Annotated in this window: 18 protein-coding genes and 1 other RNA gene; 7 read left to right on the top strand and 12 right to left on the bottom strand. The window is 69.4% G+C overall.

The window, feature by feature from the left end:
* Positions 1-45: 45 nt before the first annotated feature.
* On the bottom strand, positions 46-1131 hold the full coding sequence (gene galK, locus ACHAA3_RS04835; protein WP_435707810.1) for a galactokinase: 1086 nt from the start codon (positions 1129-1131) through the stop codon (positions 46-48).
* A gap of 51 nt (positions 1132-1182) precedes the next feature.
* Between galK and trpS the strand changes: the two genes are divergently transcribed.
* From trpS to ACHAA3_RS04800, 7 genes are all read left to right on the top strand, one after another.
* Positions 1183-2187 carry a tryptophan--tRNA ligase gene (trpS, locus tag ACHAA3_RS04830; RefSeq protein WP_435707809.1) on the top strand — a complete coding sequence of 335 codons (1005 nt, stop codon included), beginning with the start codon at positions 1183-1185 and terminating at the stop codon, positions 2185-2187.
* Entirely contained in the window at positions 2184-2702 is a 519-nt protein-coding gene (locus tag ACHAA3_RS04825; RefSeq protein WP_435707808.1) for a 2'-5' RNA ligase family protein, read from the top strand. The genes trpS and ACHAA3_RS04825 overlap by 4 nt, the downstream gene beginning before the upstream one ends.
* A gap of 82 nt (positions 2703-2784) precedes the next feature.
* Positions 2785-3154, top strand: a transfer-messenger RNA (tmRNA) gene (gene ssrA / locus ACHAA3_RS04820).
* A 151-nt stretch (positions 3155-3305) separates the two neighbouring features.
* Entirely contained in the window at positions 3306-6068 is a 2763-nt protein-coding gene (locus ACHAA3_RS04815; RefSeq protein ID WP_435707807.1) for a hypothetical protein, read from the top strand.
* A gap of 6 nt (positions 6069-6074) precedes the next feature.
* Positions 6075-7355: an ABC transporter substrate-binding protein gene (locus ACHAA3_RS04810; RefSeq protein WP_435707806.1), complete on the top strand. Its 1281-nt coding sequence runs from the start codon at positions 6075-6077 to the stop codon at positions 7353-7355.
* A gap of 10 nt (positions 7356-7365) precedes the next feature.
* Entirely contained in the window at positions 7366-9405 is a 2040-nt protein-coding gene (locus tag ACHAA3_RS04805; RefSeq protein ID WP_435707805.1) for a serine/threonine-protein kinase, read from the top strand.
* A gap of 11 nt (positions 9406-9416) precedes the next feature.
* Positions 9417-13733 carry an FtsK/SpoIIIE domain-containing protein gene (locus ACHAA3_RS04800; protein WP_435707804.1) on the top strand — a complete coding sequence of 1439 codons (4317 nt, stop codon included), beginning with the start codon at positions 9417-9419 and terminating at the stop codon, positions 13731-13733.
* Here the strand turns inward: ACHAA3_RS04800 and ACHAA3_RS04795 are convergent.
* The 11 genes from ACHAA3_RS04795 to ACHAA3_RS04745 form a co-directional block, all read right to left on the bottom strand.
* Complete coding sequence (locus tag ACHAA3_RS04795) at positions 13649-14032, bottom strand: hypothetical protein (protein WP_435707803.1); 384 nt, start codon at positions 14030-14032, stop codon at positions 13649-13651. The two genes, ACHAA3_RS04800 and ACHAA3_RS04795, sit on opposite strands and share 85 nt — an antisense overlap.
* Positions 14033-14614: 582 nt before the next feature.
* On the bottom strand, positions 14615-15304 hold the full coding sequence (locus ACHAA3_RS04790) for a hypothetical protein (protein WP_435707802.1): 690 nt from the start codon (positions 15302-15304) through the stop codon (positions 14615-14617).
* The gene (locus tag ACHAA3_RS04785) at positions 15301-16584 is read right to left on the bottom strand and encodes a hypothetical protein (protein WP_435707801.1); all 1284 of its coding nucleotides are present in this window, start codon (positions 16582-16584) and stop codon (positions 15301-15303) included. The genes ACHAA3_RS04790 and ACHAA3_RS04785 overlap by 4 nt, the downstream gene beginning before the upstream one ends.
* A gap of 40 nt (positions 16585-16624) precedes the next feature.
* Positions 16625-17215, bottom strand: coding sequence for a hypothetical protein (locus tag ACHAA3_RS04780; protein WP_435707800.1), 591 nt, complete (start codon positions 17213-17215; stop codon positions 16625-16627).
* Between the two features lie 36 nt (positions 17216-17251).
* Positions 17252-18649: a hypothetical protein gene (locus tag ACHAA3_RS04775; protein ID WP_435707799.1), complete on the bottom strand. Its 1398-nt coding sequence runs from the start codon at positions 18647-18649 to the stop codon at positions 17252-17254.
* Complete coding sequence (locus tag ACHAA3_RS04770) at positions 18646-18942, bottom strand: hypothetical protein (RefSeq protein WP_435707798.1); 297 nt, start codon at positions 18940-18942, stop codon at positions 18646-18648. Before ACHAA3_RS04770 ends, ACHAA3_RS04775 begins: the two co-directional genes overlap by 4 nt.
* Before the next feature lie 72 nt (positions 18943-19014).
* Positions 19015-19308, bottom strand: a complete 294-nt coding sequence (locus ACHAA3_RS04765) for a WXG100 family type VII secretion target (protein ID WP_435707797.1) — start codon at positions 19306-19308, stop codon at positions 19015-19017.
* A 169-nt stretch (positions 19309-19477) separates the two neighbouring features.
* Complete coding sequence (locus tag ACHAA3_RS04760; protein ID WP_435707796.1) at positions 19478-20434, bottom strand: esterase/lipase family protein; 957 nt, start codon at positions 20432-20434, stop codon at positions 19478-19480.
* 71 nt (positions 20435-20505) lie between these two features.
* A complete protein-coding gene (locus tag ACHAA3_RS04755) occupies positions 20506-20919 on the bottom strand; it encodes a hypothetical protein (RefSeq protein ID WP_435707795.1) in 414 nt (137 codons plus the stop codon).
* Positions 20898-22082, bottom strand: coding sequence for a fatty acid desaturase family protein (locus ACHAA3_RS04750; protein ID WP_435707794.1), 1185 nt, complete (start codon positions 22080-22082; stop codon positions 20898-20900). Before ACHAA3_RS04750 ends, ACHAA3_RS04755 begins: the two co-directional genes overlap by 22 nt.
* 23 nt (positions 22083-22105) lie before the next feature.
* Positions 22106-23194, bottom strand: a complete 1089-nt coding sequence (locus ACHAA3_RS04745; RefSeq protein WP_435707793.1) for a ferredoxin reductase — start codon at positions 23192-23194, stop codon at positions 22106-22108.
* Positions 23195-23264 lie beyond the last annotated feature (70 nt).

Raw genomic sequence — 23264 nt, 5'->3', positions numbered from 1 at the left:
GGGCCCTTCTCAGTCAGTGAGATGGGCCAGCAGGATGGCTGGCCGTCATGCGGACCGGTGGGCGCCCGGGGAGGGGCGCACCGTGAACAGCGAGGGTGCTGTCCATCCGCGACCGGCGAACGCCGACTCGACGGCTGCCTTCAGGGGCAGGAGGCCAGCTGTCGGCGCGAGTGCGATCGCGCTGCCGCCGAAGCCGAACCCGGTGAGGCGCGCGCCGAGTGCGCCGGCCTCGATGGCGGCCTCGACGGCGGTGTCGAGCTCGGGGCAGCTGACGGCGAAGTCGTCACGCAGAGACGCGTGCGCGGCGCTCATGATGGTGCCGAGCTGGGGCCAGTCCCGATCGGCGAGGGCTCGCACGGCGCTGCGCACGCGTGCGGTCTCGGTCAGCACGTGCCGAGCCCGGCTGCGCAGGTCCTCGTCGTCGAGGCGGTAGAGCCCGTCGAGGGTGACGTCGGCCAGGTGGTCGAGGTCGAGCGTCTCGGCCGCGCGCCGGCACTCCTCGTGGCGGCTGGTGTACTCGCCACCGGCGATGGCGTGCTGGACCCCGGTGTCGATGACGACCAGGGACAACCCTGCGTCGCCCCACGGCGCGTCGATCGCGGTGACGTCGCCCGTGCGGGTGTCGACCAGGCTCGTGGCGCTGTGCAGCACGGCCAGCTGGTCCATGACGCCCGACGGTGCACCCAGGTATTCGTTCTCGCTGCGTCGTGCCACGGCAGCGACCGCGGCTCGGTCCAGTCCGAGGTCCCCGATGTCGTCGAGAGCCAGGGCGACACCGCACGCGACGGCGGCCGACGAGGCGAGCCCGGCGCCGGCCGGGATCGTGGACTCGATCACGAGGTCTGCTCCGGGCACGCGGTGGCCGTTGCCGGGCCCGTCCTGGCCCAGGGCCCAGACCACGCCGGCCACGAGGGCAGCCCATCCGTCGATCTCGCCCAGCTCCACGGAGGTCGAGAACGTCACCTTGCCCGCGTCGGACCACACGGCGATCGTGTCGTCATCGCGCCGGCGTGCCCTGACCACGACGTGTCGATCGATCGCCATCGGCAGCACGGGGCCACCGTTGTAGTCCAGATGCTCGCCGATCAGGTTCACCCGGCCGGGAACGGTCCACCGTCGCACGTCAGTCACTCGACTGAGCCTAGCGACGGTCCGCTGGCCGCGGCTGGCAGAATGCACACCATGGCGTCGACCTCCCGAGTTCTGTCCGGAGCCCAGCCGACGGCCGACTCCTATCACCTCGGCAACTACTTCGGTGCGTTCAAGCAGTGGGTCGCCCTGCAGGATGAGTTCGAGGCGTTCTACTTCATCCCTGACCTGCACTCGATCACCGTCGAGTACGACCCGGCCCAGCTGCGCGAACGCACCTACATCGCAGCCGCTCAGCTGCTGGCCGCCGGTGTCGATCCCGAGCGCAGCGCCCTGTTCGTGCAGAGCCACGTCCCCGAGCACGCTCAGCTCGCGTGGGTGCTGGGCGGCATCACCGGATTCGGCGAAGCCGGGCGCATGACGCAGTTCAAGGACAAGAGTGCCCGCTCGGGCAGCGACTCGGCGAGCGTCGGACTGTTCACCTATCCCATCTTGATGGCCGCGGACATCCTCATCTACCAGGCCGACAAGGTTCCGGTGGGCGAGGACCAGCGCCAGCACGTCGAGCTGGCCCGCAACCTCGCGCAGCGCTTCAACCACCGCTTCGGCGAGACGTTCACCGTCCCCGAGGCGCACATCGTGAAGGCCACGGCCAAGATCTACGACCTGCAGGACCCGGTCTCGAAGATGAGCGGCTCCAACCAGTCACACGCCGGCGTGGTCGACCTGACCGACACGCCCCAGCAGGCGGCCAAGAAGCTGCGATCAGCGGTCACCGACTCCGGCTCGGAGATCTTCTACGATCGCGAGACCAAGCCCGGCATCGCCAACCTGCTGACGATCTTCTCCGCCTTGACCGACCGGTCGATCGACGACGTGGTCGCCGAGTTCGAGGGCCAGCAGTACGGTCACCTGAAGGTCGCCCTGGGTGATCTGGTGGGGGATTTCGTCGCAGCGTTCGGCGACCGCACCCGTGAGCTGCTGGGGGACCGGGCCGAGCTCGACCGCATCCTCGCGGCAGGCGCGGTCCGCGCCCGCGAGGTCGCGGTACCGACCTTGCAGCTGGTCTACGAGCGTTCGGGCTTCGTCGCTCCGTGAGGCGCACGATCGGTGTGGCTGTCCCCGTACCTGAGCCGTTCGGCAGCCTGTTGCGTGAGGCGCGGGCCTCGTTCGGCGACGCCCTGGCCGCCACGATTCCCACGCACATCACGCTGATGCCGCCCATCGATCTCGAGGAAGACCTGCTCCAGCAGCTCCCCGAGATCCTGGACGACGTCGCCGCGCGCGTGCCGGCCTACCGAGTCATCCTGCGGGGAACTGACACCTTCCGCCCCGTGTCGCCCGTGGTGTTCGTGGCGGTCGTCGACGGTGTCGAGCCGACACAGCAGCTCGCGCAGAAGGTGCGCACGGCCACGGGGTGCGAGGAGCTGGAGTTTCCGTACCACCCGCACATCACGGTGGCCCACCACCTGGACGACGCGGCACTGGATCACGCCGAGACGGCACTCGCCGCCTTCGAGTGCGAGTTCGTGGCCACCGAGTTCGCGCTGTACCACCAGGACGAGCGCCGTGGCTGGGAACCGCAGCGGACCTTCGCCCTGCCCATCGACTGAGGCGGCCGTCCGCGGGGAATGTTCTGTCGGTTCGGAGCGCTACACTGGGGGAGCGGCTTCGGTCGTGATTGACAACTCAAGAGGGGCTGATCGGTTTCGACTGCGGTCGTTTCGAGTCAGGTGAAGCGGGTAGAGGATCCAGGGTTATCTCTTTAACGATCTCTGGAAACCAACAAGTGCCGATTCAAAGCGCACTGACTTCGCCCTCGCTGCTTAAGCGATAGGTGAAGGGCTGGCCCGGGAGCGTCTCCGTCCCGGATCGCCAGTCTCATCAAGGAGACTTGCTGGTCACACTGTGTTGCAGGGTGTGATCGGGACTTTTCTGCGACTGAGCTCGTCGGCGATGCGTTCGTCCAAGCGTCGGAGCTGAGAAAAGCGTCAGACGAACTACACCCGTAGAAGCCCTGATTCTGCGTTGCAGGACCCGGGTTCAATTCCCGGCAGCTCCACCACGAACCGCGAACGTGCCGCCTGTTGGCACGTTCGCGGTTTTTCGTTCCAGAAAGGTTGGTACGATCTCCTCGCTCGAACCCGTGACTTTGGTCGGGGTCAGAGGTTGTTGTCTGTGCGCGCTGCTCGGGCGCGCTCCACGAGGAGATGTAGATGTCTGAGAACGCCACTGACGCACGCCGCGACGGGCGTGAGCCCCGCCGGGCTCGCCACGTCACCAAGATCGCCGGGCTCGGCGTGGTGACCGGTGCCCTGGTCGTCGCCGGGCTGCAGCTCCCGGCCACGGCGGCCGCGACCAACGTCCTGCAGGCCGTCGACGTGCAGGTCAGCGGCGACGGCACGCTCACCTCCATCTCCAGCACCACGCTCAGCCAGCAGGCCGACGGCGTGGTCACCGACGACGAGATCACCCACGACCCGTCCAAGACGGGCTCCGAGCTGCCGGTGCGCGTCCTCACCTCCTACCGGTACGAGGACGGCGCGGGCACCGACCTGACCGACCTCGAGGGTGTCAGTGGCCGGGTCTACATCGATGTCACGGTGCAGAACACGACCGTCGCCCCCGAATTGCTGTCCTACAACTCCGACGCCGAGAACAAGACCGCGCCGGCCCTGGTCGGCACGCCGCTGACCGTCGTGGCCTCGGCGGACCTCGGCGACTCCGACCTCGGCGACGTCGTGGTCGGCGAACCCGGCACCGAGGAGCGCGTCACCAACGGTGTCGTGAGCCGCGACACCGGCGGCGACGCCCGCGTGCAGTGGGCCACGATGCTTGCCCCGCCGCGCCTGGCGCCCAGCGCCACGTTCACCCTGGTCCAGGAGGTCGAGGACTTCGAGCCGCCGACCTTCGACATCAGCGTCCAGCCCGGTCTGGTCACCGACACGTCGCTGTCGCAGCTGGTCGACTCGGCGTTCACCGACGACAACGGCACCCGCGAGCTCACCACCAGCACCATCGCTCTGCTCAGCTCGGTCGGCTCGGTGCTGACCGACGCCAGCACCGTGCTGGCCAAGGTCGAGGAGCAGCTCGACGCCTCCGCCGGCGACCTCGGCTCCAAGACGATCTCGGACCTGGAGTCCAGCGCCACGTTCGTCACCTCGGCGCTCGGCGGCCTGTCCACCGACCTCGACAGCCTCGACTCCTCGATCGCCAGCTCGCTGAGCTCCTCCAGTGACGCCGCCGTGCAGCAGCTCGGTACCTCCTTCACCGAGGTGAAGGAGAAGGTGCTCGGCGACGCCAACAGCTACAAGGCTCCGCCCTCCCCCCCGAGGGCGGACGGCTGCGAGGTCATGACGCCTGATGGGTCGAACCAGTCCACGGTGTTCGCCCAGCTGCGTGACGTCGAGGAACAGCTCAAGCAGCTGGCCGGCGCCACCGATGGCTGCCGGGATGCTGTCGTGGGGCAGTTGAACGACACGATCGGGACGGTCAACGACAAGTGCGAGGACCAAACCGCCCAAGGAGCGCTCACCTGCGCCACCGGCGCCATCGGTAACGCCAGCACGGCGCTGACTTCCCTGCGTGACACGATTCTGGGCTCTGACACCGAGCCGGGCATCTTCAAGCCTGAGCGTCTCGAGCGTTTGCAGACGAACTACGACGAGGTCTTCGCCGTCCTCGACCCCGTGCGCACTCGCATCGACGAGGACCTCGCCGAGGGCGGAGTCGGCGGCGAGTTTGATGACATCGAGGCCGAGCTAGAACAAGTCAGGACTGCTCTCGAAGGGGTAGACGGTGCTCTTGCGCTGATCAACGAGCGGGCAGAAGAGCAGCTCACCCTGCTGCGCGGAAATCGGGGAGCGCTGGAGCAGGCGGCAGATCTGGCCGATGTGCTGTGTGACGATCTGCCGGAGACACCTGAGAGCAACCGCGCCAGTGCGCTGCTCAGCGGCACGGATTGCGCTGGCCAGCCCGCCAGCGCACCCGGATACGACTCCTCGCTCCTTGACAAGATCGACGCGACGGCCACCGCGTGGGAGACCACACGGGCCGAGACCGACACCGACGCAGCGGACAGCCTCGGCTCCTTTGTCGATGATCTGCTCGATCGCATCAACGGCATCATTGAGCGGTACGAGGACCTCATCGAGGACGGCCAAGCCCGCTCGCTGCAGCAGGCGGTGGACCAGATCGACGAGCAGCTTGACGGCGTCTACGAGGACCGCCCCCAGCCTGACGACGCCGACGGTAATCCGCAGCCGGACCTCCCTGACTTCCGTGGCGAGCTTCAGATCGCCTTCGATGAGTTCGTGGCGAATCAGACCAACGTGACGAACCGGCTCGAGGAGACCTTCAACGAGTCAATCGGTGATGTCGAGGACAACAACCAGGACGCCGGTGAGTTCCGACAGGGTCTTGACGACGCACGGGCGCGGTCCGAAGAGGGCGCCGGGAGCCTGTTCGACGAGTTCAGCGCATCGCTGAGCGGCATCGGAGAGGACATCGTGGAGAACGGTGCCGAGTCGATCGACCGACAGAAGGACGCGCTGGACGCCGAGGCGAGCGACTTCGAAGCCGGCCTCACCGGCACGGTGCAGACGGCGCTGGACCGCATCGGCTCGCAGGTGGGCGAGTCCAATGGTGAGCTCGCCTCCTCGGAGACCCAGCTGGTCGAGGACCTGCAGGCCATCCTGGTCAACATCGGCACGCCGCAGGAGAACGGCAGCGGACTGCTGGGCACCATCTTCACCGGTGCCCGCAGCACGGGAGCCTCGAACGAGCAGATCGTCGACGCGAGCCAGCTCTCGGACGCCTTCAGCCGCGTGCGGGGCACCTCGCTGGACGACCTGTTCCTGCAGCAGGCGCAGGTGCGCGCGTCGCTGGAGGCCGAGGAGTCCTTCGGAGCGTTCGACCTCGACCTGGCCGACAGCACGTCGGCACGCACGGTCTTCTCCTTCCACATCGGACAGGACTGAGCACCGATGGCACGACTGACCCGCGCGATGGTCTCCACGACGATCGCGCTGACGACCGCCCTCGCCCTCACGGCCTGCACTGGTGACGACGACGGCTCGCCGCTGCCGCCTGCCGAGGTCGCCCTGAGCATCGACGGGGTCGAGGACATGAGCCTCGGCCTGGTCGTGTCGTCGACGTCCGCACCGGGCGAGGGCGCCGACCACACCGGGCCCGCCGCGGGCGCCGAGCTCGCTGCCTATCGGCTGCAGCTGGGCGACACCCCGGTCGACCTGACCGTGGTCGACGACCAGGGTGACGCCGACGAGGCCGTGGCCGTCGTGGAGGACCTCGTCGACCAGGGCGTCTCCGGCATCGTGCTGGCGACCTCGGGCAGTCACGTGCAGCCCGCGCTCTCGGCCGCCTCGGCCGCCGGTGTCCCGGTCGTCGCGCCGTACCTGCGCACCACCGAACCGCTGCCCGACGGTGTCTGGGTCACCGGCCCGTCCGAGGACGAGATCTCCGCGGGGATCGCCGAGGCCATGGCAGCCGACCAGGTCGACAGCCCCACCGTCATCACCGCCGACGACGTGCCGGTGCCCGCCGCGTCCAGCGCCGCCGAGGTCGCCTTCAGCGGTGCCACGCTCGACGACCTGCTGGAGAACCTCGACGAGGCCGTCGAGGAGGGCGACACCGACAGCATCATCGTGTCGGCCGCCGCCTCGTCGCAGGGAGCGATCCTGGCAGCGCTCCAGGGCGCCCAGCCCGACCTGCCGGTGTACCAGACGCCCGAGGCGCTGTCGCCGAGCTTCGCCTCGTCGCTGAGCCAGCGAGAGGGCACCACGTCGGGACGCTTCGTGGCCATCGGCGCCCCGGCCACCGACACCGCGACGCTCGGGTCGAGCGATGAGGCCAGCTCGGCCGCCGCCTACTTCGCGGCCCTACGCCTCGCGGCCGGCGACGCGGCCTTCCTGTCCGGTCTGGACGGGGCGCCGTTCTCCGAGCTCGCGGTCGACGCGGACCTGCCCAGCCACGACGCCGTGCTCGCCCTGGTGCGCGCCGCGGCGAGTGCCGAGTCCACCGACCCGGCGCAGGTCTCCGCGGCCCTGGCGGCACTGACCCCGGGCGTCGAGGACTCGCTGGCCGGCCCGGCGCTCGACTTCACCTCCTCCGGCGCCCTGCCCGCCGAGAACGTCACGCCGCTGTACGCCACGACCCAGACGCCGGGCGTGCGCCCGGCCGATCTGGCGCCCGCGCTGACCTGGTTCCCGCTGGGCGTCGAGGGCAGCGCCGACGGTTCAGGGCAGTAGAGAGACGATCGTGGACGTGGGCAGTCGGCGGGCCAACCGGGCTCTGGGAAGTCGCTACGAGCTGCTCGAGCGCATCGGTTCGGGCGCGATGGGCGAGGTGTGGCGCACCCAGGACCGGGTGGCCGACGAGCACGTCGCCGCCAAGCTGCTGCGCTCGGAGCTGACCCAGGACCCGGAGATCGTCGGCCGCTTCATCCAGGAGCGCTCGATCCTGCTGTCGCTGCGCCACCAGAGCATCGTGGAGATCCGCGACCTCGTCGTCGAGGGCGACGACCTCGCGATCGTCATGGACCTGGTCTCCGGCAGCGACCTCAAGGCGCTGCTGCGCGAAGCCGGCACCCTCAGCCCCGACGCGGCCGTCTCGGCCACCGCCGCCGTCCTCGACGCCATCGCGGCCGCCCACGAGAAGGGCTGCCTGCACCGCGACGTCAAGCCCGACAACGTGCTCGTCGCCGACGGTGAGGGCCCGCTGGGCGACCGCGTCCGGCTGACCGACTTCGGCATCGCCCGCTTGGCCCAGGAGTCGACCGTCCAGGCCACCGGGCTGCTCGGCACCCCGGGCTACATGCCGCCCGAGCTGTTCTCCGAGGGCCGCTTCAGCGGCGCCTCCGACGTCTACGCGGCCGGCGTCATGCTCTACGAGCTGTTGTCGGGTCGCACCCCGTTCGCGGGCGCGGGCACGGCGCACACGATCGGCTTCCGCCACGTCACGGCCGAGGTGCCGCACATCGAGGTGGCGCCGGCGCTGTGGAGCATCGTGCGGTCGATGCTGGCCAAGGACCCCACCGTGCGTCCCACCCCGGCCGCCGCGGCCCAGCAGCTGCGCGCCCTGCCCGACGACGTGCTCGACGTGCCCGCCCTGCTGCCGCAGGACGACCCGGCCGACTTCCAGACCACCGGAGGGGCCGCCCCCACCCCGGTGCAGGTCCGCCAAGACGAGCAGCTCGACGTCGGGGCCACCAACATCCGCGGCCTGGCCGCCCCGAGCGAGCCGCTGGCCGCGCCGGGGGCCGTCGTCAACCTCTCGCCCGGCGAGGCCGAGATCGGCGCCGCCGACGCCACCAACCTGGCCCGGCACGCCCGCACCTACGCGCCACCGGTGCTGGAGCCCACCGCGCCCACCCCCGAGGCCGAGAAGCGCAAGACAGCCCGCTGGTGGATCGGTGGCCTGATCGGGGTGGCCGTCCTGGTCGCGGCCGTCGTGTATTTCGTGACCCAGGGACTGCCCTTCGGCGGCGGCGACGAGGCCGTCGGCGGCGGTGAGGCCATCACCGCCGAGACCGAGGCCGAGGCGTTCCCCACCGGCCTGGGCGTCGAGTCCACCGCCGAGTACGACCCCGAGTCCGGGACCATCGCCCTTGTCACCACCTACTCGGCCGACCGCGCCCCGCTCACCGGCGAGGTGCTGGCCGTGATCCCGCCCGTCACGACCGGCGGCGAGTGCCCCACGGTCGAGTGGGGCGGTGCCGTCGAGCGCAACATCGGCCGCAGCACGGGCATCCTGCCCGAGTGCGGCGGCTTCTCGGTCGACCTGTCGGTCGAGGCCGGCCAGACGGTGCAGTACGAGGCGCAGATCTCCGACATCGACCTCGGTGAGGACCCCGGGTCGGCGCTGCAGGACTACCTGGACCGTCAGGACGAGGCCACGCGCGACGCCGTGACCGATCCTCGGGTCACCGGAGTCACCTCGTACCTGCTGCAGCGCTTGTCCGGCCTGGCCCTGCAGATCCCCAACACCCTGACGCTCGGCACCGACGACGCGGTCCGGATCCGACTGTTCCCGGTGTTCTCCGACGGCGAGCCCGACGAGCTGCAGCCCCTGTACGACAGCAGCTCCTCCGGCCGCCCGTCGACGCTGCTCACGGCGTTCGTGGGCGACCCGCAGCTCACGTTCACCCCGTCGCCCAGCTGCGACGGTGCCGTGGTCGCCCAGGGTGACGGTGACGTGGTCGTACGCGGTCAGGTCAGCGCCTGCACCCTGACCGGTCAGGTCGGAAACTTCGACGACGTCGAGAGCAACAGCCTGCTCGTCGTCGGCCCTAACGGATAGGAACGATCGGCATGCGGATCACGGTGACCCTGGCCCAGGAGACCGGCGAGACCGACGTCGTCCTCGACTGCGACGATGCGACTCCCGCCGACGCCATCGAGCGGGTGCTGGCCACCGAGATCGGTGCCGTCGGCCGGTGGAACCTCGACCCGCGCGGTGCCGACGGCGAGGACGAGGGCTCCGTGGCGACGCTGTCGCGCTCCGGGCTGCACCACGGCGCCCGCATCGGCTTCGGCCAGGCGGGAGCCGAACCGGCGCTGTCGGCCTCGGGCCTGCAGCTGCACGTGGTGGGCGGCCAGCACGCCGGGCTCGTGGTGACGCTGCCACAAGGCACCCACGAGATCGGTCGCGGTGCGGAGATCGCGTGGGACGACCGCTCGATGTCGCGCCGCAACACCGCCATTACCGTCGGCGAGGACGAGGTGACCGTCACCGACCTGGGCTCGACCAACGGCACCTTCCTCGAGGGCGTCAGGCTCGACGCCCAGGAGGCCACCCCCTGGCCGCTGGGCCAGGTGCTCGAGGTCGGCGACTCGGCCGTCGTGCTGGCGCCCGCACGCCGCGACGAGACCGTCGTGGAGGAGGCCGAGCCGGGCTGGCGCACCTTCCTGCGACCGCCGCGCATCAAGCCGTTCCACCTCACGCCTGAGGTCGAGGTGCCGAAGGCGCCCGCCGAGCAGCGTCGCCGTGGCTTCCCGATCATCGCGGCGCTGGCCCCCCTCGCGCTGGGTCTCGTGATGGTCTCGATCACCCGCAACCCCACCTTCCTGGTGTTCTGCCTGATGTCGCCGGTCATGCTCGGCGCCAACTTCATCTCCGAGCGCCGCGGCGGTGCGAAGAACTACAAGGAGAAGCTCGCCGAGTACCACGAGAAGTTGCAGAAGGCACAGGTCCAGCTCACCGAGCTCACGCTGGGCGAGCAGACCAAGTTCCGGCACGAGATGCCCGACGCCGCGGCCACCTACGTGACCGCGACGCTGCCGGGCAACCGCCTGTGGGAGCGTCGCCGCTCCGACGAGGACTTCCTGATGGTGCGGCTCGGGTCGGCTGACCTCGAGACTACGATCAGCATCACCGGCGAGGTGCCCGACGATCTGCCTTCCCTGCACGCCGTCCCGGCGGGCTTCTCGATCACCGAGTCCCATATCGTCGGCATCGCGGGTCCCGACGAGCGCGTCGACGCCTCGCTGCGCTGGGCCATCGCCCAGCTGGCGATCTACCACGCCCCCCGCGACCTGACGATGTCGTTCCTGACGTCGCGCGGCGGACCGGAGTGGTCGTGGATCGGCTGGCTGCCGCACATGCGCCCCGACGACCCCGACGGCCCCGTCGCGATGATCGGCAACGACCCGGAGACCATCTCCTCGCAGGTCGCCTGGTTGGGCGCGGTCATCAAGGCGCGGCAGGACGGCGCCAAGGGGCAGCGGGTCACCGCCGAGAGCTTCCCGGCCCACGTGGTCGTGCTGCACGGGTACCGCGGACTGCGGGCCGTGCAGGGGCTGAGCCAGGTGCTCGAGGACGGCCCCGCCGTCGGCGTGTTCGCGTTGTGCGTCGATGATCACCAGCGCTCGCTGCCAGAACGCGCCCAGGCGACGCTCGACGTCGACCTGGCCGACCAGCACCGCGCGGCCCTGCGCCGCAGTGCGCACCGGGCGGTGCCCGACCTGCTGCTCGACGGCGTCTCGGTGCAGTGGGCCGACGGCGTCGCCCGCTCGCTGGCCAGCCTGCGCGACCTCGGCGGAGCCGGCGACGGCGAGACGCTGCCGGACAGCGCGCGCCTGCTCGAGGTCGTCGAGATGGACCCGCCGACCTCCGACAAGGTGCGGTCGGGCTGGATGCTGCAGCCTATGAGCACCGAGATGGTGCTCGGAGCGGGCCTGGACGGTCCGTTCTCGCTGGACCTGCGCTCGGACGGTCCGCATGGACTGATCGCCGGCATGACGGGCTCGGGCAAGACCGAGCTGCTGCAGACCATCATCGCGTCGCTGGCGATCGCCAACCGTCCCGACGCCATCAACTTCGTGCTGGTCGACTACAAGGGCGACAGCGCGTTCAAGGACTGCGTCAAGCTGCCCCACACGGTCGGCAAGGTCAACGACCTCGACCCGCACCTGGTGGTGCGGGCACTGGAGTCGCTCAAGGCCGAGCTCAAGTACCGCGAGCACTTCCTCGCCGAGGCCGGCACCAAGGACATCGAGGACTACCAGGCGCTGCACGCCAAGGAGCCGCACCGCGTGCCGCTGCCGCGCCTCATGCTGGTCATCGACGAGTTCGCCCAGCTCAGCAAGGACCTGCCGGACTTCGTGTCCGGGCTGGTGGCGATCGCGCAGCTCGGTCGGAGTCTTGGCATCCACCTGCTCCTGGCCACACAGCGGCCCAGCGGCGTCGTGTCCGCCGAGATCCGCGCCAACACGAACATGCGCATCGCCCTGCGCGTCGCCGACGCCGCCGACAGCTCCGACGTGCTCGACACCCCCGACGCCTCGCGCATCGCCAAGTCGACGCCCGGTCGCGCCTACGCGCGGCTCGGCGCGGGCGCCCTCCAGGCGTTCCAGTCCGGCCGGGTGGGGGGCCGGCGCCCCGGAGCGGTCGCCGTCGACCTGCCGCCGCCGTTCGTCACCCAGGTGTCGTGGCGGTCGCTGGGCTACTCCGCGGCCCGTCCGCCGCGCCGCAAGGAGACCGAGGTCGCCGGCACCGACCTGTCCGAGCTGGTCGCGGCGGTCGTCGAGGCCGCCGAGCACGAGCAGATCGGCCAGCAGCGCAGCCCATGGCTGCCCGCACTGCCCGGCGAGCTGCAGTGGGCCGACGAGGTCACCGTCCAGTCCGAGCGCGGTCGCATCCCGTCGTTCCCGTTCGGCCGCCGCGACGTCCCCGCCCAGCAGCGCCAGGTGGTGGCCGACCTCGACCTCGAGCGGGACGGACACCTGATGATCATCGGCTCGGCCGGCAGTGGCCGCTCGCAGCTGCTGCGCACCGTCGCCGCCTCGATCACTCAGCTCGCCGACCCGTCCGACGTCCACCTGTACGGCATCGACTGCGGCAACGGCGCCCTCAACGTGTTCACCTCGCTGCCGCACACCGGCGCCGTCGTCAGCCGCAGCGAGGGACAGCGCGCGTCGCGGCTGCTGGCCAAGATGGGCGAGGAGCTGGACCGGCGCCAACAGGTGCTGTCGGCCGACGGGTTCGGCGACATCAGCGAGCAGCGACGGGTCAGCCCCGACCCCCTGCCCCACCTGGTGATCATGCTCGACCGCTGGGAGGGCTTCACCGCCACGCTGGGCGCCGTCGACGCCCTCAATGACGTGGTCCTGCGGATCCTGCGCGAGGGCGCTAGTCTCGGCGTGCACGCCATCGTCACCGGTGACCGCTCCCTGGCCTACAACTCGCGGGTCTCCTCGATGACCGAGAACAAGATCGTGCTGCGGCTCGCCGAGCGCGACGACTACAGCCTGGTCGGCCTGCGCGGCAAGGACATGCCCGACGCGATCGCGCCCGGCCGCGGCTTCAACCGCTCGGGCAACGAGATGCAGATCTACCTGCTCGACAGCGACCTCGGGGGGCAGGCCCAGGCGGCCGCACTGCGCGAGATCGGGGCCAGGTCCGCCGCGCACGTGGGCCAGGTGACGGTGCCTCCGTTCCGCGTCGACGCGCTGCCGGGACGCATCGAGGTGGCCGAGGCGCTCGCCCTGGTGCCCGACGACGCAGCCCGCCCGTACGTGTTGGCCGGTGTCGGTGGCGACGAGCTGACCGGCTTCGCGGTGGACCTCGCCCGTGGCAACAGCTTCGTGGTCGCCGGTCCCGGGCGCTCGGGACGCAGCTCGGTGCTGGTTGCGATGGCCCGCACGTTCATCGAGACCGGGGGAGCGGTGATCGTGCTCGCTCCGCGACCCAGCCCACTGCGTGACCTCGAGGGGCCGGGCGTGCTCGCGGTCCTCACGGACCCGGCCACGCCGCCGGAGACCTACGACGAGCTGGTCTCGGGCGCGGGTCGCCCGGTGATCGTGCTGATCGACGACGGCGAGGGCCTGCGCGACGCTGCTGGTGGCGAGTTCTTCATGCGCGTGGCGCGCGGGCAGGTGCCCGACACGCTGGTGGTGCTCAGCGGCCACATCGAGGGCGTGTGTGCGGGTCTCAGCGGCTGGCAGCCGGAGATGAAGAAGGCCCGTCAGGGTCTGCTGCTGTCGCCGCAGGGCATGTCCGACGGAGAGCTGATCGGTTGCCGCATGCCGCGCAACGTCCTGGGTCAGCCGGTGGCTGTCGGCAAGGGCTGGCTGCACCTGGGCGACGGCACGCCGATGCAGGTCGCCACGCTCGCACCGCCGCGGTAGCGGCCTGGCTCGCACCGCCGCGGTACGGGGACATCAGTCGGTGTGGGGGCGTTCTCCTCGGCTGCGCCGAGCAGCGACCGGACCTGGGCGTCGATCGCTCCGTCGGGTCCGGTGAACAGCTGGGCCACGACCAGCGTGGCAGAGATGGGGAGCCCGGCGATGGGGTCGACCAGTGCGTGGATCTGGGTGGCGCCGGCCTCGGCGGCACGGGCGAGGTCGCGGCGCAGGCGGCGGTCCAGCTCCACGCGCAAAGTGATGAGTTCGTCGCGGGCGCGGCCGGTGAACTGTCGGTCGAGCATTCGCTGGACGTCGGCGTCGCGCCGGCTGGGATCGGTGCTGAGGGTGAATCAGCCCGAGGGCAGGATCAGTCGGTAGGAGTCCGGAGCGGTGATGGTGCGTTGTCTTGTGCTCACGCAAGTGTCTCCATCTGACGTCGGTCCCATCGCTTCGCCCTGATGTACATCGCCCACATGGCGCCGCCGACGACGGTGTGGATGACGCCGGATACCGCCATGATGATGCTCACCGTCGTCGACACGTCGTAGAGGCCCGCTCGACCTGCCCCGGAGAAGCGAGGACCCGCCGAGTGCCCCCGGGTTCGTGCACGACCAGGGACCCGTCACCGGCCACCTCGACTCGCCAGTGCCGCACGTCCTCGACCATCGAACCGGCCCGCGTGGTCGCGTACAGAAACCGACGTGTCACCCGGTGAACCTCATGTCCGAGTTGTGCCTCCCGGGTGGGCTCGGCCGCATCAACGACCGGAGAACGATGACGACCTGGGTGGGTCGGTCGGTCACGCTCAGATCAGTGGCACAGAGCGGGTGCATGGCGGTGTCGATCGTGCGGGGAGTCTCCTTGGAGCCGGGACTGGATGGCGGTCAGTCGGCATCCGGCGCCGCCTGGGCCTCGGGTGCGGGCTCGGGCGGCTTGTAGCGGGTCGGTTCCCAGGCGATGGCGCCGTCGGACGTGCTGCGGTGCAGGGTGGCGGCGATGGCGTCGAAGACGAACACCATCTGGTCGGCGACCTCGTCGGTGGAGGTCACGAAGCTGAGGACCAGGAGGCGGTCGGCGTCGGCCTGGACCACGTAGTCGACGTGGGTGTGCCAGGCCACGGGTGCACCCTCGTCCTCGGACAGGGGTGCCTCGATGCGTCGGCGCCGGCGCAGGGCCGGGGTGTCGCCGAGCGCGGTGGGGGCGTTCTCCACGACGCCCTCGGCCGCGCCGAGGAGCGAGCGGACCTGGGCGTCGATGGCTCCGTCGGGTCCGGTGAACAGCTGGGCGACGACCAGGGTGGCCGAGATGGGGAGGCCGGCGATGGGGTCGACGAGTGCGTGGATCTGGGTGGCGCCGGCCTCGGCGGCACGAGAGAGGTCGCGGCGCAGGCGACGGTCCAGCTCCACGCGCAGGGAGATGAGTTCGTCGCGGGCGCGGCCGGTGAACTGGCGGTCGAGCATCCGCTTGACGTCGGCGTCGCGCCGACTGGGATCGGTGCTGAGGGTGAACCAGCCCGAGGGAAGGATCAGCCGGTAGGAGTCTGGAGCGGTGATGGTGCGCTGCCCTGTGCTCACGCGAAGGTCTCCATCTGACGTCGGTCCCACTGCTTGGTGTGGCGATACATGATCACCATGGCCGCCATGGCGCCCAGCCCGATGACCGCGACCGCCGCCATGATCGCCCGCAGCACGGTGGGGAGGTCGGACAAGATGATCAGGCTGCCCGCGCCGATGGTCGAGGCCAGGAAACCGAACGCCACCACGAAGACGCCCGCTCCCCAGAAGATCGCACCCCGCTCGAGGTGTCCCGTGATCGAGTACTGCAGCGCTTGGTCGGAGGCGTAGACCGCGGGATCGAGATCTGATGCCAGGAACGGCGGGATGTCCTCGACCTGTCGCTGCGTGAAGGCGATGCCGGCGTCGTCGCACGCGGTCTGCAACGCGGTCGGGGCTGTGCCCGGAGTGACCCACAGCTCGGCGGGCACCGCGGACAGGGCGACGTCGTGGCGGTCGTGGAACCAGATGGTGTCCTCGCTCACCGTGCACCGCACCACGCCGCCTCGTGCGGGGCCGGGCAGCCAGCTCTCGATCACGTGCTTGATGACGACGATGTCATGCGATCCGATCTGCAGCTGGTGCTCCCTGAGCCATCGCCAGCGGTCGGGGCCGGCCACGTTCGGGACCACGGTTCGGCCATCGGGGGCGCTGGGTCGCTGGTTGACGAAGGCCGCGGAGCGCCGCCAGGCCGCGACGGTGAGCAACATCAGGGCCGGGATCATCGCGATACCCACGGCGGTCACGCGTTCGTCGTCCCGATCGCTGCCGATGACGATCATGGCGGCGAAGCACGCGATCAGCCAGGCGAATGCGGCCAGATGCACGCGACGTCGGGCCAGCAGCGCATCCTTGGTGGTGCCCCGCGTATGGACACCGGGTGCGGCGTTCACCCGAGAGATCTCGGACTCGGTGGCGGGCTCGAGCGTCAGCCCGAGGCTGAGCGCGACGTCCGCGGCGCCCGAGGTGCGGTGCTTGTCCAGCAGGTAGCTGGGCCCGAGGTCGATCAGGTCGAAGGGCATCGACAGCAGCACGTTGTCATCGCCCAGGAACGCCAGCACGTCGAGCCACGGCTGGCCGGGCTTGTTGAACAGCGGAGCACCCAGGAGGCGCCGACCCACCTGGGACGAGGGCACGACGACCACGCGGGCCACCTGCCCCGGTGAGGCCACGACCCGAGGTGCGCCGCCGGGCTCGTGCAGCACCAACGATCCGTCGGGCGTCACCTCGACGCGCCAGTGACGCACGTCGTCAACCAAGGGACCACCGCGCGTCGCGGCGTAGAGAGTCGTGCGCGTCACCGAGAGGACTCCTGGACTGTGCTGAAGATGGACCGGCTGGTCACGAGCGTGTGACCGTGATGGAAGCGGCGAACTGCTCGAGGGCCGAGGCGACGTCAGCGGCTTCGACGAGGTCGTCGGAGGGCACGGTGCCCAGCCAGATGGCAAACGACTCGCCCTCGGGCAGCCAGACGACCGACGTGGTCTGCGAGATCGTGAGCCCGTGGTCGCGCTCGTCGTAGGTGCGAGCTCGTACGAGGTGGGCGGTGCCGATAGGGGTCTCGAGCTCGCTGACGTCGATCGGTTGGTACAGTTGGAGTCCCTCGACGAGGGTCTCGATGAAGTCCGACGGCCCGGCGCCGGGATCGCGGCGCACAAGCGCCGCGAAGGCGCACCCGACCACCGTCAGCTCGGTTCCGCCCGTCGGCACGAGGATCCACACGGCGAAGGCTTGGGTGCCGTCGCCACTCACGCTCTCCTGCACCTGATCGGACAGGACCGGCAGACGCTCGGCGATGGCGCGCTTGGTGGGCTCGGGGGTCGGATCGCCGGAGAAACGGTCCAGCAGATGCGCGGTCAGGACTTCCGGGGGCGTCCCCAGGGGGAGCAGTATCCACTCCGCGAACTCCCCGAACTGCACCTCATCGATCACGCGTCGAACCTTGCCACACAGGGAACAGAATCACGGTCACCGACCAACGGGGACGACAGTGGTGGGTCGGGTGGGAGCTTCGATCGTGATCGTGTCGTTGAAGTTCGCGATGTTGTCGATGGTGTTGGACAGCGACTCGGGGAACCCGGCGACGTCGTTGCCCTGTCCGGCGACCGTGGCAACGGAAGCGACGCCCTCGATGCCCATGGCCCGGTTCAGCGCCGTCAACGTGGGGGCGTCGATGACCAAGCCGTCCACCCCCTTGAACAGCTGCACCTGGCGGAACGTGTTCACCAAGCCGTCGGTGCCCATGAGGCGCGAGAGGCCACCGGCCCGGGGCAGCGTGCTGAGCGTGGTGTCGAAGACCCCGACGGCGTCGTCGATCATGTTCACGTTGGCTGAGTCGAGTCCGGCGGCGATGTCGCGCAGCGGGAAACGGTTGCCGAGGAGAGGAACTCCGCGGGCGAGGTTGGAACCCAAGGCGTTCAGCTGGTACGGGGTCGAACCTCGCGTGGAGGCGGTGATGGCGGTCCGAGCCGCCGGGGCGAGTCGAGCCAAGGCCGGCGCCGCGAGTTTGCCGGCGATCTTGCCCAGCGGTCCTCCGATGACACCGAGCGTCGCGAGGCCCACGTCACCCAGAGTGGCATCATCCAGGATCAAGAACTGGACGAGGGTCAGGCCGAGGATCATCGAGCCGACGACCGTACCCGCGGTGAGAAGGCCGGCAAAGAGGCTTCCGGCCAGCAGCGCGCCGAGGAATCCGCCAGCCGTGGCCACGATCAGCAACACGATCACGACCGCGACGATGATGATGGCGATGACGCCGAGGACGTCGACGGCTGCCGCGACGAAGCCCCTGACGTTGTCCATCCGGCTGTCCTTGAACTTCTCGGACGCCCTGTTGATGCGGGCTGCGCAGTTGTTGGCCTCGGCGTCGAGTGTGTCCATGGCCGTCTGGAGGTCCTGACGTGCCTTGGTCAGGGCGCTATCGGCCGCGTCGTAGTCGTCGGACCGTTGGTCGTCGGCGTCCTGCAGCTCATCGGACGGGTCGTCGACGCCGTCGAGCAGGCTGTCGGCGTTGGCGCGCTTGTCCGAGTCGGCCGCGATGGCGTCCTGGAGCGCCCTCCAGGTGTCGAGCCGGGCCTCGTTGATGCGGTCGGCGAACGTGGCGAGCGCGGCTCCGGCGTCGGTGTACTTCTCGCCGGCCTTGTTCAGGTCGCTGTGCGCCTCGCTGGCCTTGTCGGCGAACTTGACGGCGGCCTCGCCGGTCCACTCCTCGAGGTCGGAGAAGGCCTTGAGGGTGGCAGCGGCCTCGTCCATGACGGCGCCGCGGGCGGTGAAGTCGGCGGCGACGTCATCGACGTCGAACCGATCGGCGGGGACCGGGTCGCTGTCGCGACCGACGAGGTGCCACTCGGCGTTGCGGCGTGTCATTGTTCTTCCGTCGTCAGGGCGGCGGCCAGGTCGAGATCGACCTGGGTGAAGTTCTCGTGCGAGGTGGAGGCCATCTCGGCGAGTGCGTCGACCTTCTCCACGAGCTTGTTGCGCTTGTCGTCCCAGTCGTTGACGAAGTCGTCGATGGCGTCGGCGACCTTGCGGTGGCCGGCCTCCTCGACGTCATAGGACTTGAGGTCGCGGTCGTCGTGCAGATTGCCGGAGATCGTGCCCATCTGAGTGGACAGGTTCGCCAGGCGGTCGGAGTCGTACGTGAGATCGGGGGCTCCCATGGCCGCGTCATCCTTCGAGCGTGAGGACATCGCCGGGCCGGGACTCGGCCCGGCGACGTCAGACCAGTGAAATTACTTGAGGGCGTTGGCGAGCTCGGTGTCGACCTGGCTAAGGGTCTCGACCGCCTTGTTCAGGTAGGTGGCCATGCCGTCGAGGCCTTCCATCACCTGGTCGGAGGACTTCTTGAAGTCGTCGTAGGACTGCTGGAACGCGCCCGAGGCCGAGTCGGTGACGAAGCCACCCGACACGAGACCGGCGATCTGGGTGCGCAGGGCGCCCAGCTGGCCGTCGATGTCGGTACGAGCGTTGTTCAGCTTGGTCGCCTGGTCCTGCATCTCCTGGTAGGAAACGGAAACATTGGCCATGGGTTTCTCACTTTCGGTCGATCTCGAGGCGGAAGCTCCGCCGGAGAAGAAAAGGTGTCGTGCTCCCAGAAAGATAGCGCACGGACCTTTGTTTTGCACACAAAGTTCGTGAACATTCGATGACGCGCGGCAGGGTCTCGCGATCGTCCTCCGCGCAGTCGTCCGAGGCCTACAGGGAACCGACGTACGGCAGCACCAGACGGCAGGGCACGCGCCGCGGATCGAGCGGTTCCAGGGCGTTGAGGACGAGCGCCGCGGCCACCGGGTCGGCCACGAGCTGGAAGTGCTCGCTGTAGTCGATGCCGCAGACGTCCTGGACGGTGATGTTGGTCATTCCCGCCTCGATGCCGCTCGTGTACGGCACGACCAGCTGGTCGTAGCTCGTGACGATGTTGGTGTACTCGATGCCCTCGACGATCGGGGTGCCACCCGAGCGCATCTTCGCCATGAAGTCCGAGTCGGCGAGCAGCTGCTCGCCCGAGGCGAAGAACGGTCGCAGCAGCCCGAAGACGATCGGCGTCGCGCCGAACGGGGTGCCGAGCCGCGCCACGGTGTTGAGGCCCGCCGCGTTGGTGCCCTTCCACAGCGGGGCGATCGACACGTACTTGTCGATCTTCGGGCCACCGTCCAGGAACTTGGCGTAGTAGTTGGGCACCACGGTGCCTTCGGAGTGGCCCAGGATGTCGACCTGGTCGGTGCCGGTGGTCTCGAGCACCCGGTCGACGAACTGCGACAGCTGCTCGGCGCTCTCCTCGATGGGCCCGAGGCCACCGAAGACGTTGCCGAAGGGCGCCGGGGCGAGGGCCGACTGGCCGTAGGTGAGCGCGAAGACGCAGTAGCCCTCGTTGGCCAGCAGCGGCGAGAACGTCTGCCAGTTGGTCGCCTTGTTGCCCGTGAGGCCGTGCACGAGCACGACCGGGGTGGGGTGCTCCGCGCTGGGCGTGCACGTCCAGTCGTTGGCGCCCGGCGGGTCGGCATCCACCCCGAGCCCCGCGATGACCGCCGACGGCAGGAACGAGTAGGGCACCGGGAGTGGCCGTTCGGCAGCGTGGGTGGGCGCCCCTGCCACGAGGCCGAGGCCCAGGGCGAGCGAAGCAGCAAGGGTCAGGAATCGAGTCAGGCTCATGGGACCTCGTGGGAGCGGGGCGTGGACGGGTGTAACCCGAAGTTACCCCAGTGCTGCGGGCGCCACCAGTGCTACGCCTCGAGAATCTCGATCACCGAGTTGGGACTGAACCAGACCGGATCTCCGCGGCGACTCGGGCGGATGAGATCGAAGCCGCCGGTGGTCACCATCAGCCACGCTCCATCGGCGTGCACGTGGCCCAGGTGGCCACCCACGGCATCGGCGCGAGCTGCGGCCGACTCCCGAGCGCAGGACAGGTGCAGGGGCGGGAACGCGAACCGGTTGCCGTCGGCCTCCGATCGGGGTCCGAGGAACGCGATGGGGCGGTTCAGCGTGTCGCCGCAGATGCCGCAGATGCGACTCAGGGCACAGCGGATGGCGCGCTTCTTGACGACCCGGGACGCGTCGGCCTGCCCGTCGTCGTCGATGCACGCGAACGGCACCGACAACGCCTCCAGGTCGGTCATGCCGACGCGGGGGACCACTTGCCGAGCTCCGAACGGCGCGTGGGGCGCTCGTCGTCGCGCAGGCGGCGCTTGGCTCGAGCCGGGGTGGGCGCGGGGTTGTCCTCGGTGCGACGGTTCGGCAGCGACAGCTTCATGATGGTGCGGAACGTCTGTCCGTACTGCTGGTGCAGCGGGCCGGTCGTGTACGGGATGTCGTAGCGCGCGCAGATGTCCTTGACCTTGACCGAGATCTGCGCGTACCGGTTGCTGGGCAGGTCGGGGAACAGGTGGTGCTCGATCTGGTAGCCGAGCTGCCCGCTCATCAGGTGCAGCAGCTTGCCGCCCTCGAAGTTGGCCGATCCGAGCATCTGGCGCAGGTACCACTCGGCGCGGGTCTCGTCCTCGAGCTCCTCCTCGGTGAAGTGCACCGCACCGTCGGGGAAGTGCCCGCAGAAGATGATCATGTAGGTCCACAGGTTGCGAGTCAGGTTGGCCGTCGCGTTGGCCGTCAGCGTGTGCAACCACTGGGGGCCGGTCAGGGCCGGAAACAGCACGTAGTCCTTGACGGCCTGCTGGCGAACCTTGGTGCCGATCTGCTTGAGCTGCTTCCACAGCAGCTGCGGGTCCTTCTCGCGCTTGCGGATCGCCTCGATGTCGAGGTCGTGCAGGGCGACCCCCCACTCGAACAGCAGGGCCAGCAGGGCGTTGTACACCGGCTGCCCCAGGTTGTAGGGCGTCCACTTCTGGTCGCGGCTCATGCGCAGGATGCCGTAACCGACGTCGTTGTCGTGGCCGAGCACGTTGGTGAACTGGTGGTGCACGTAGTTGTGCGAGTGCTTCCACTGCTCGGCGGGCTGGGTGGTGTCCCACTCCCAGTTGCTGGAGTGGATCTCGGGGTCGTTCATCCAGTCCCACTGGCCGTGCATGGCGTTGTGGCCAATCTCCATGTTCTCGAGGATCTTGGCCGAGGCCAGCAACGTGGTGCCGAGCAACCAGGCCGGCGGGAACATGCTGGCGAACAGCGTGATGCGACCGGCGGCCGCGAGGCGGCGCTGCAGGGTGATGATGCGCAGCACGTACTCACGGTCGGCCTGCCCACGCGAGGCCTCGATCTCGGTGCGGATCTCGTCGAGCTCGGCGCCGATCGCCTCGACCTCGTCGTCGGTGAGGTGGGTGTACTCGCGAACGTCGGAAATTGCCATCGTGGTCGCTCCTTCGGGGTGGATCAGACAGTCAGGGTGCAGTCGCCAGCGGCGACCGAGACGCAGGTCTGGATGTACTCGTTCGGGTTCTCGTGCTCCTCGCCGCTGCGCAGGTCGCGCACGCGGCCCGAGGCCAGCGGGACGTCGCAGGTGTGGCAGATGCCCATGCGACAGCCGAACAGCATGTTGACACCGGCCTTCTCGCCGGCCTCGAGCAGCGTGGTGGCGCCGTCGACCTGCACGGTGGGGCCACCCTCACCGAAGGTGACGCTGCCTCCGGATGCCTCGCTGCCCACGGTGGCCAGGGAGAACCGCTCGATGTGCAGGTGATCGAGGCGTCCGTGCTGCTCGTACAGCTCGGTGAACGCGTCGAGCATGGGGGCCGGACCGCAGGCCCACGTCTCGCGCTCGCGCCAGTCCGGTGCGACGTCGTCGAGCTGGTCGGTGGTCAGCATGTCGTCGGTGTCGGTGAACCGCTCGTAGAAGGTGAAGTTCTCAAAACGCATCGCCAGCACGCGCAGCTCGTGGACGAACATCATGTCGTCCTCGTTGACCGCGGAGTAGACCAGCTGCGTGTCGGGCATCGAGTCACGGCGATCGATGGTGCGCAGCATCGACATGACGGGGGTGATGCCGCTGCCGCCCACGAGGAACAGCAGCTTGGCAGGTGGAGGATCAGGCAGCACGAAGTCGCCCTGTGGGGCGGCGAGGCGCACGATGGTTCCCGGGGTGAGGCCGTTGACGAGGTGTTCGGACATGAAGCCCTCGGGCATGGCCTTGATGGTGATCGAGACGGTGTCGTTCTCGCGCAGGGGAGGCGAGGACAGCGAGTAGGAGCGCCAGTGGAACTTGCCGTCGATCTCGACGCCGATGCCGATGTACTGGCCCGGCGCGTGATCGAAGGACCAGCCCCAGCCGGGCTTGATGACCAGGGTTGCGGCTCGGTCGGTCTCCTGCACGACGCGCTCGACACGGCCACGCAGCTCGCGTGCTGACCACAGCGGATTGATGAGCTTCAGGTAGTCATCGGGCAGCAGAGGGGTGGTGAGGGCGCGACCGGCCGCGCGCAGGCGTCGGGCGAGCGCTGAGCGATCGACGAGGGACTCGTTCACGTGCGGCTCCTGCCTGTGAAACATGCGGGTAACACACAGTTACATAGGCCGAGGTCATCGGCAACAGATC

The sequence above is a fragment of the Aeromicrobium sp. CF3.5 genome (assembly GCF_051262695.1).
GTDB lineage: Bacteria > Actinomycetota > Actinomycetes > Propionibacteriales > Nocardioidaceae > Aeromicrobium.
The sequence above is the reverse complement of the archived record's forward strand: the minus strand, read 5'-3'. Positions and strand labels throughout refer to the sequence as shown.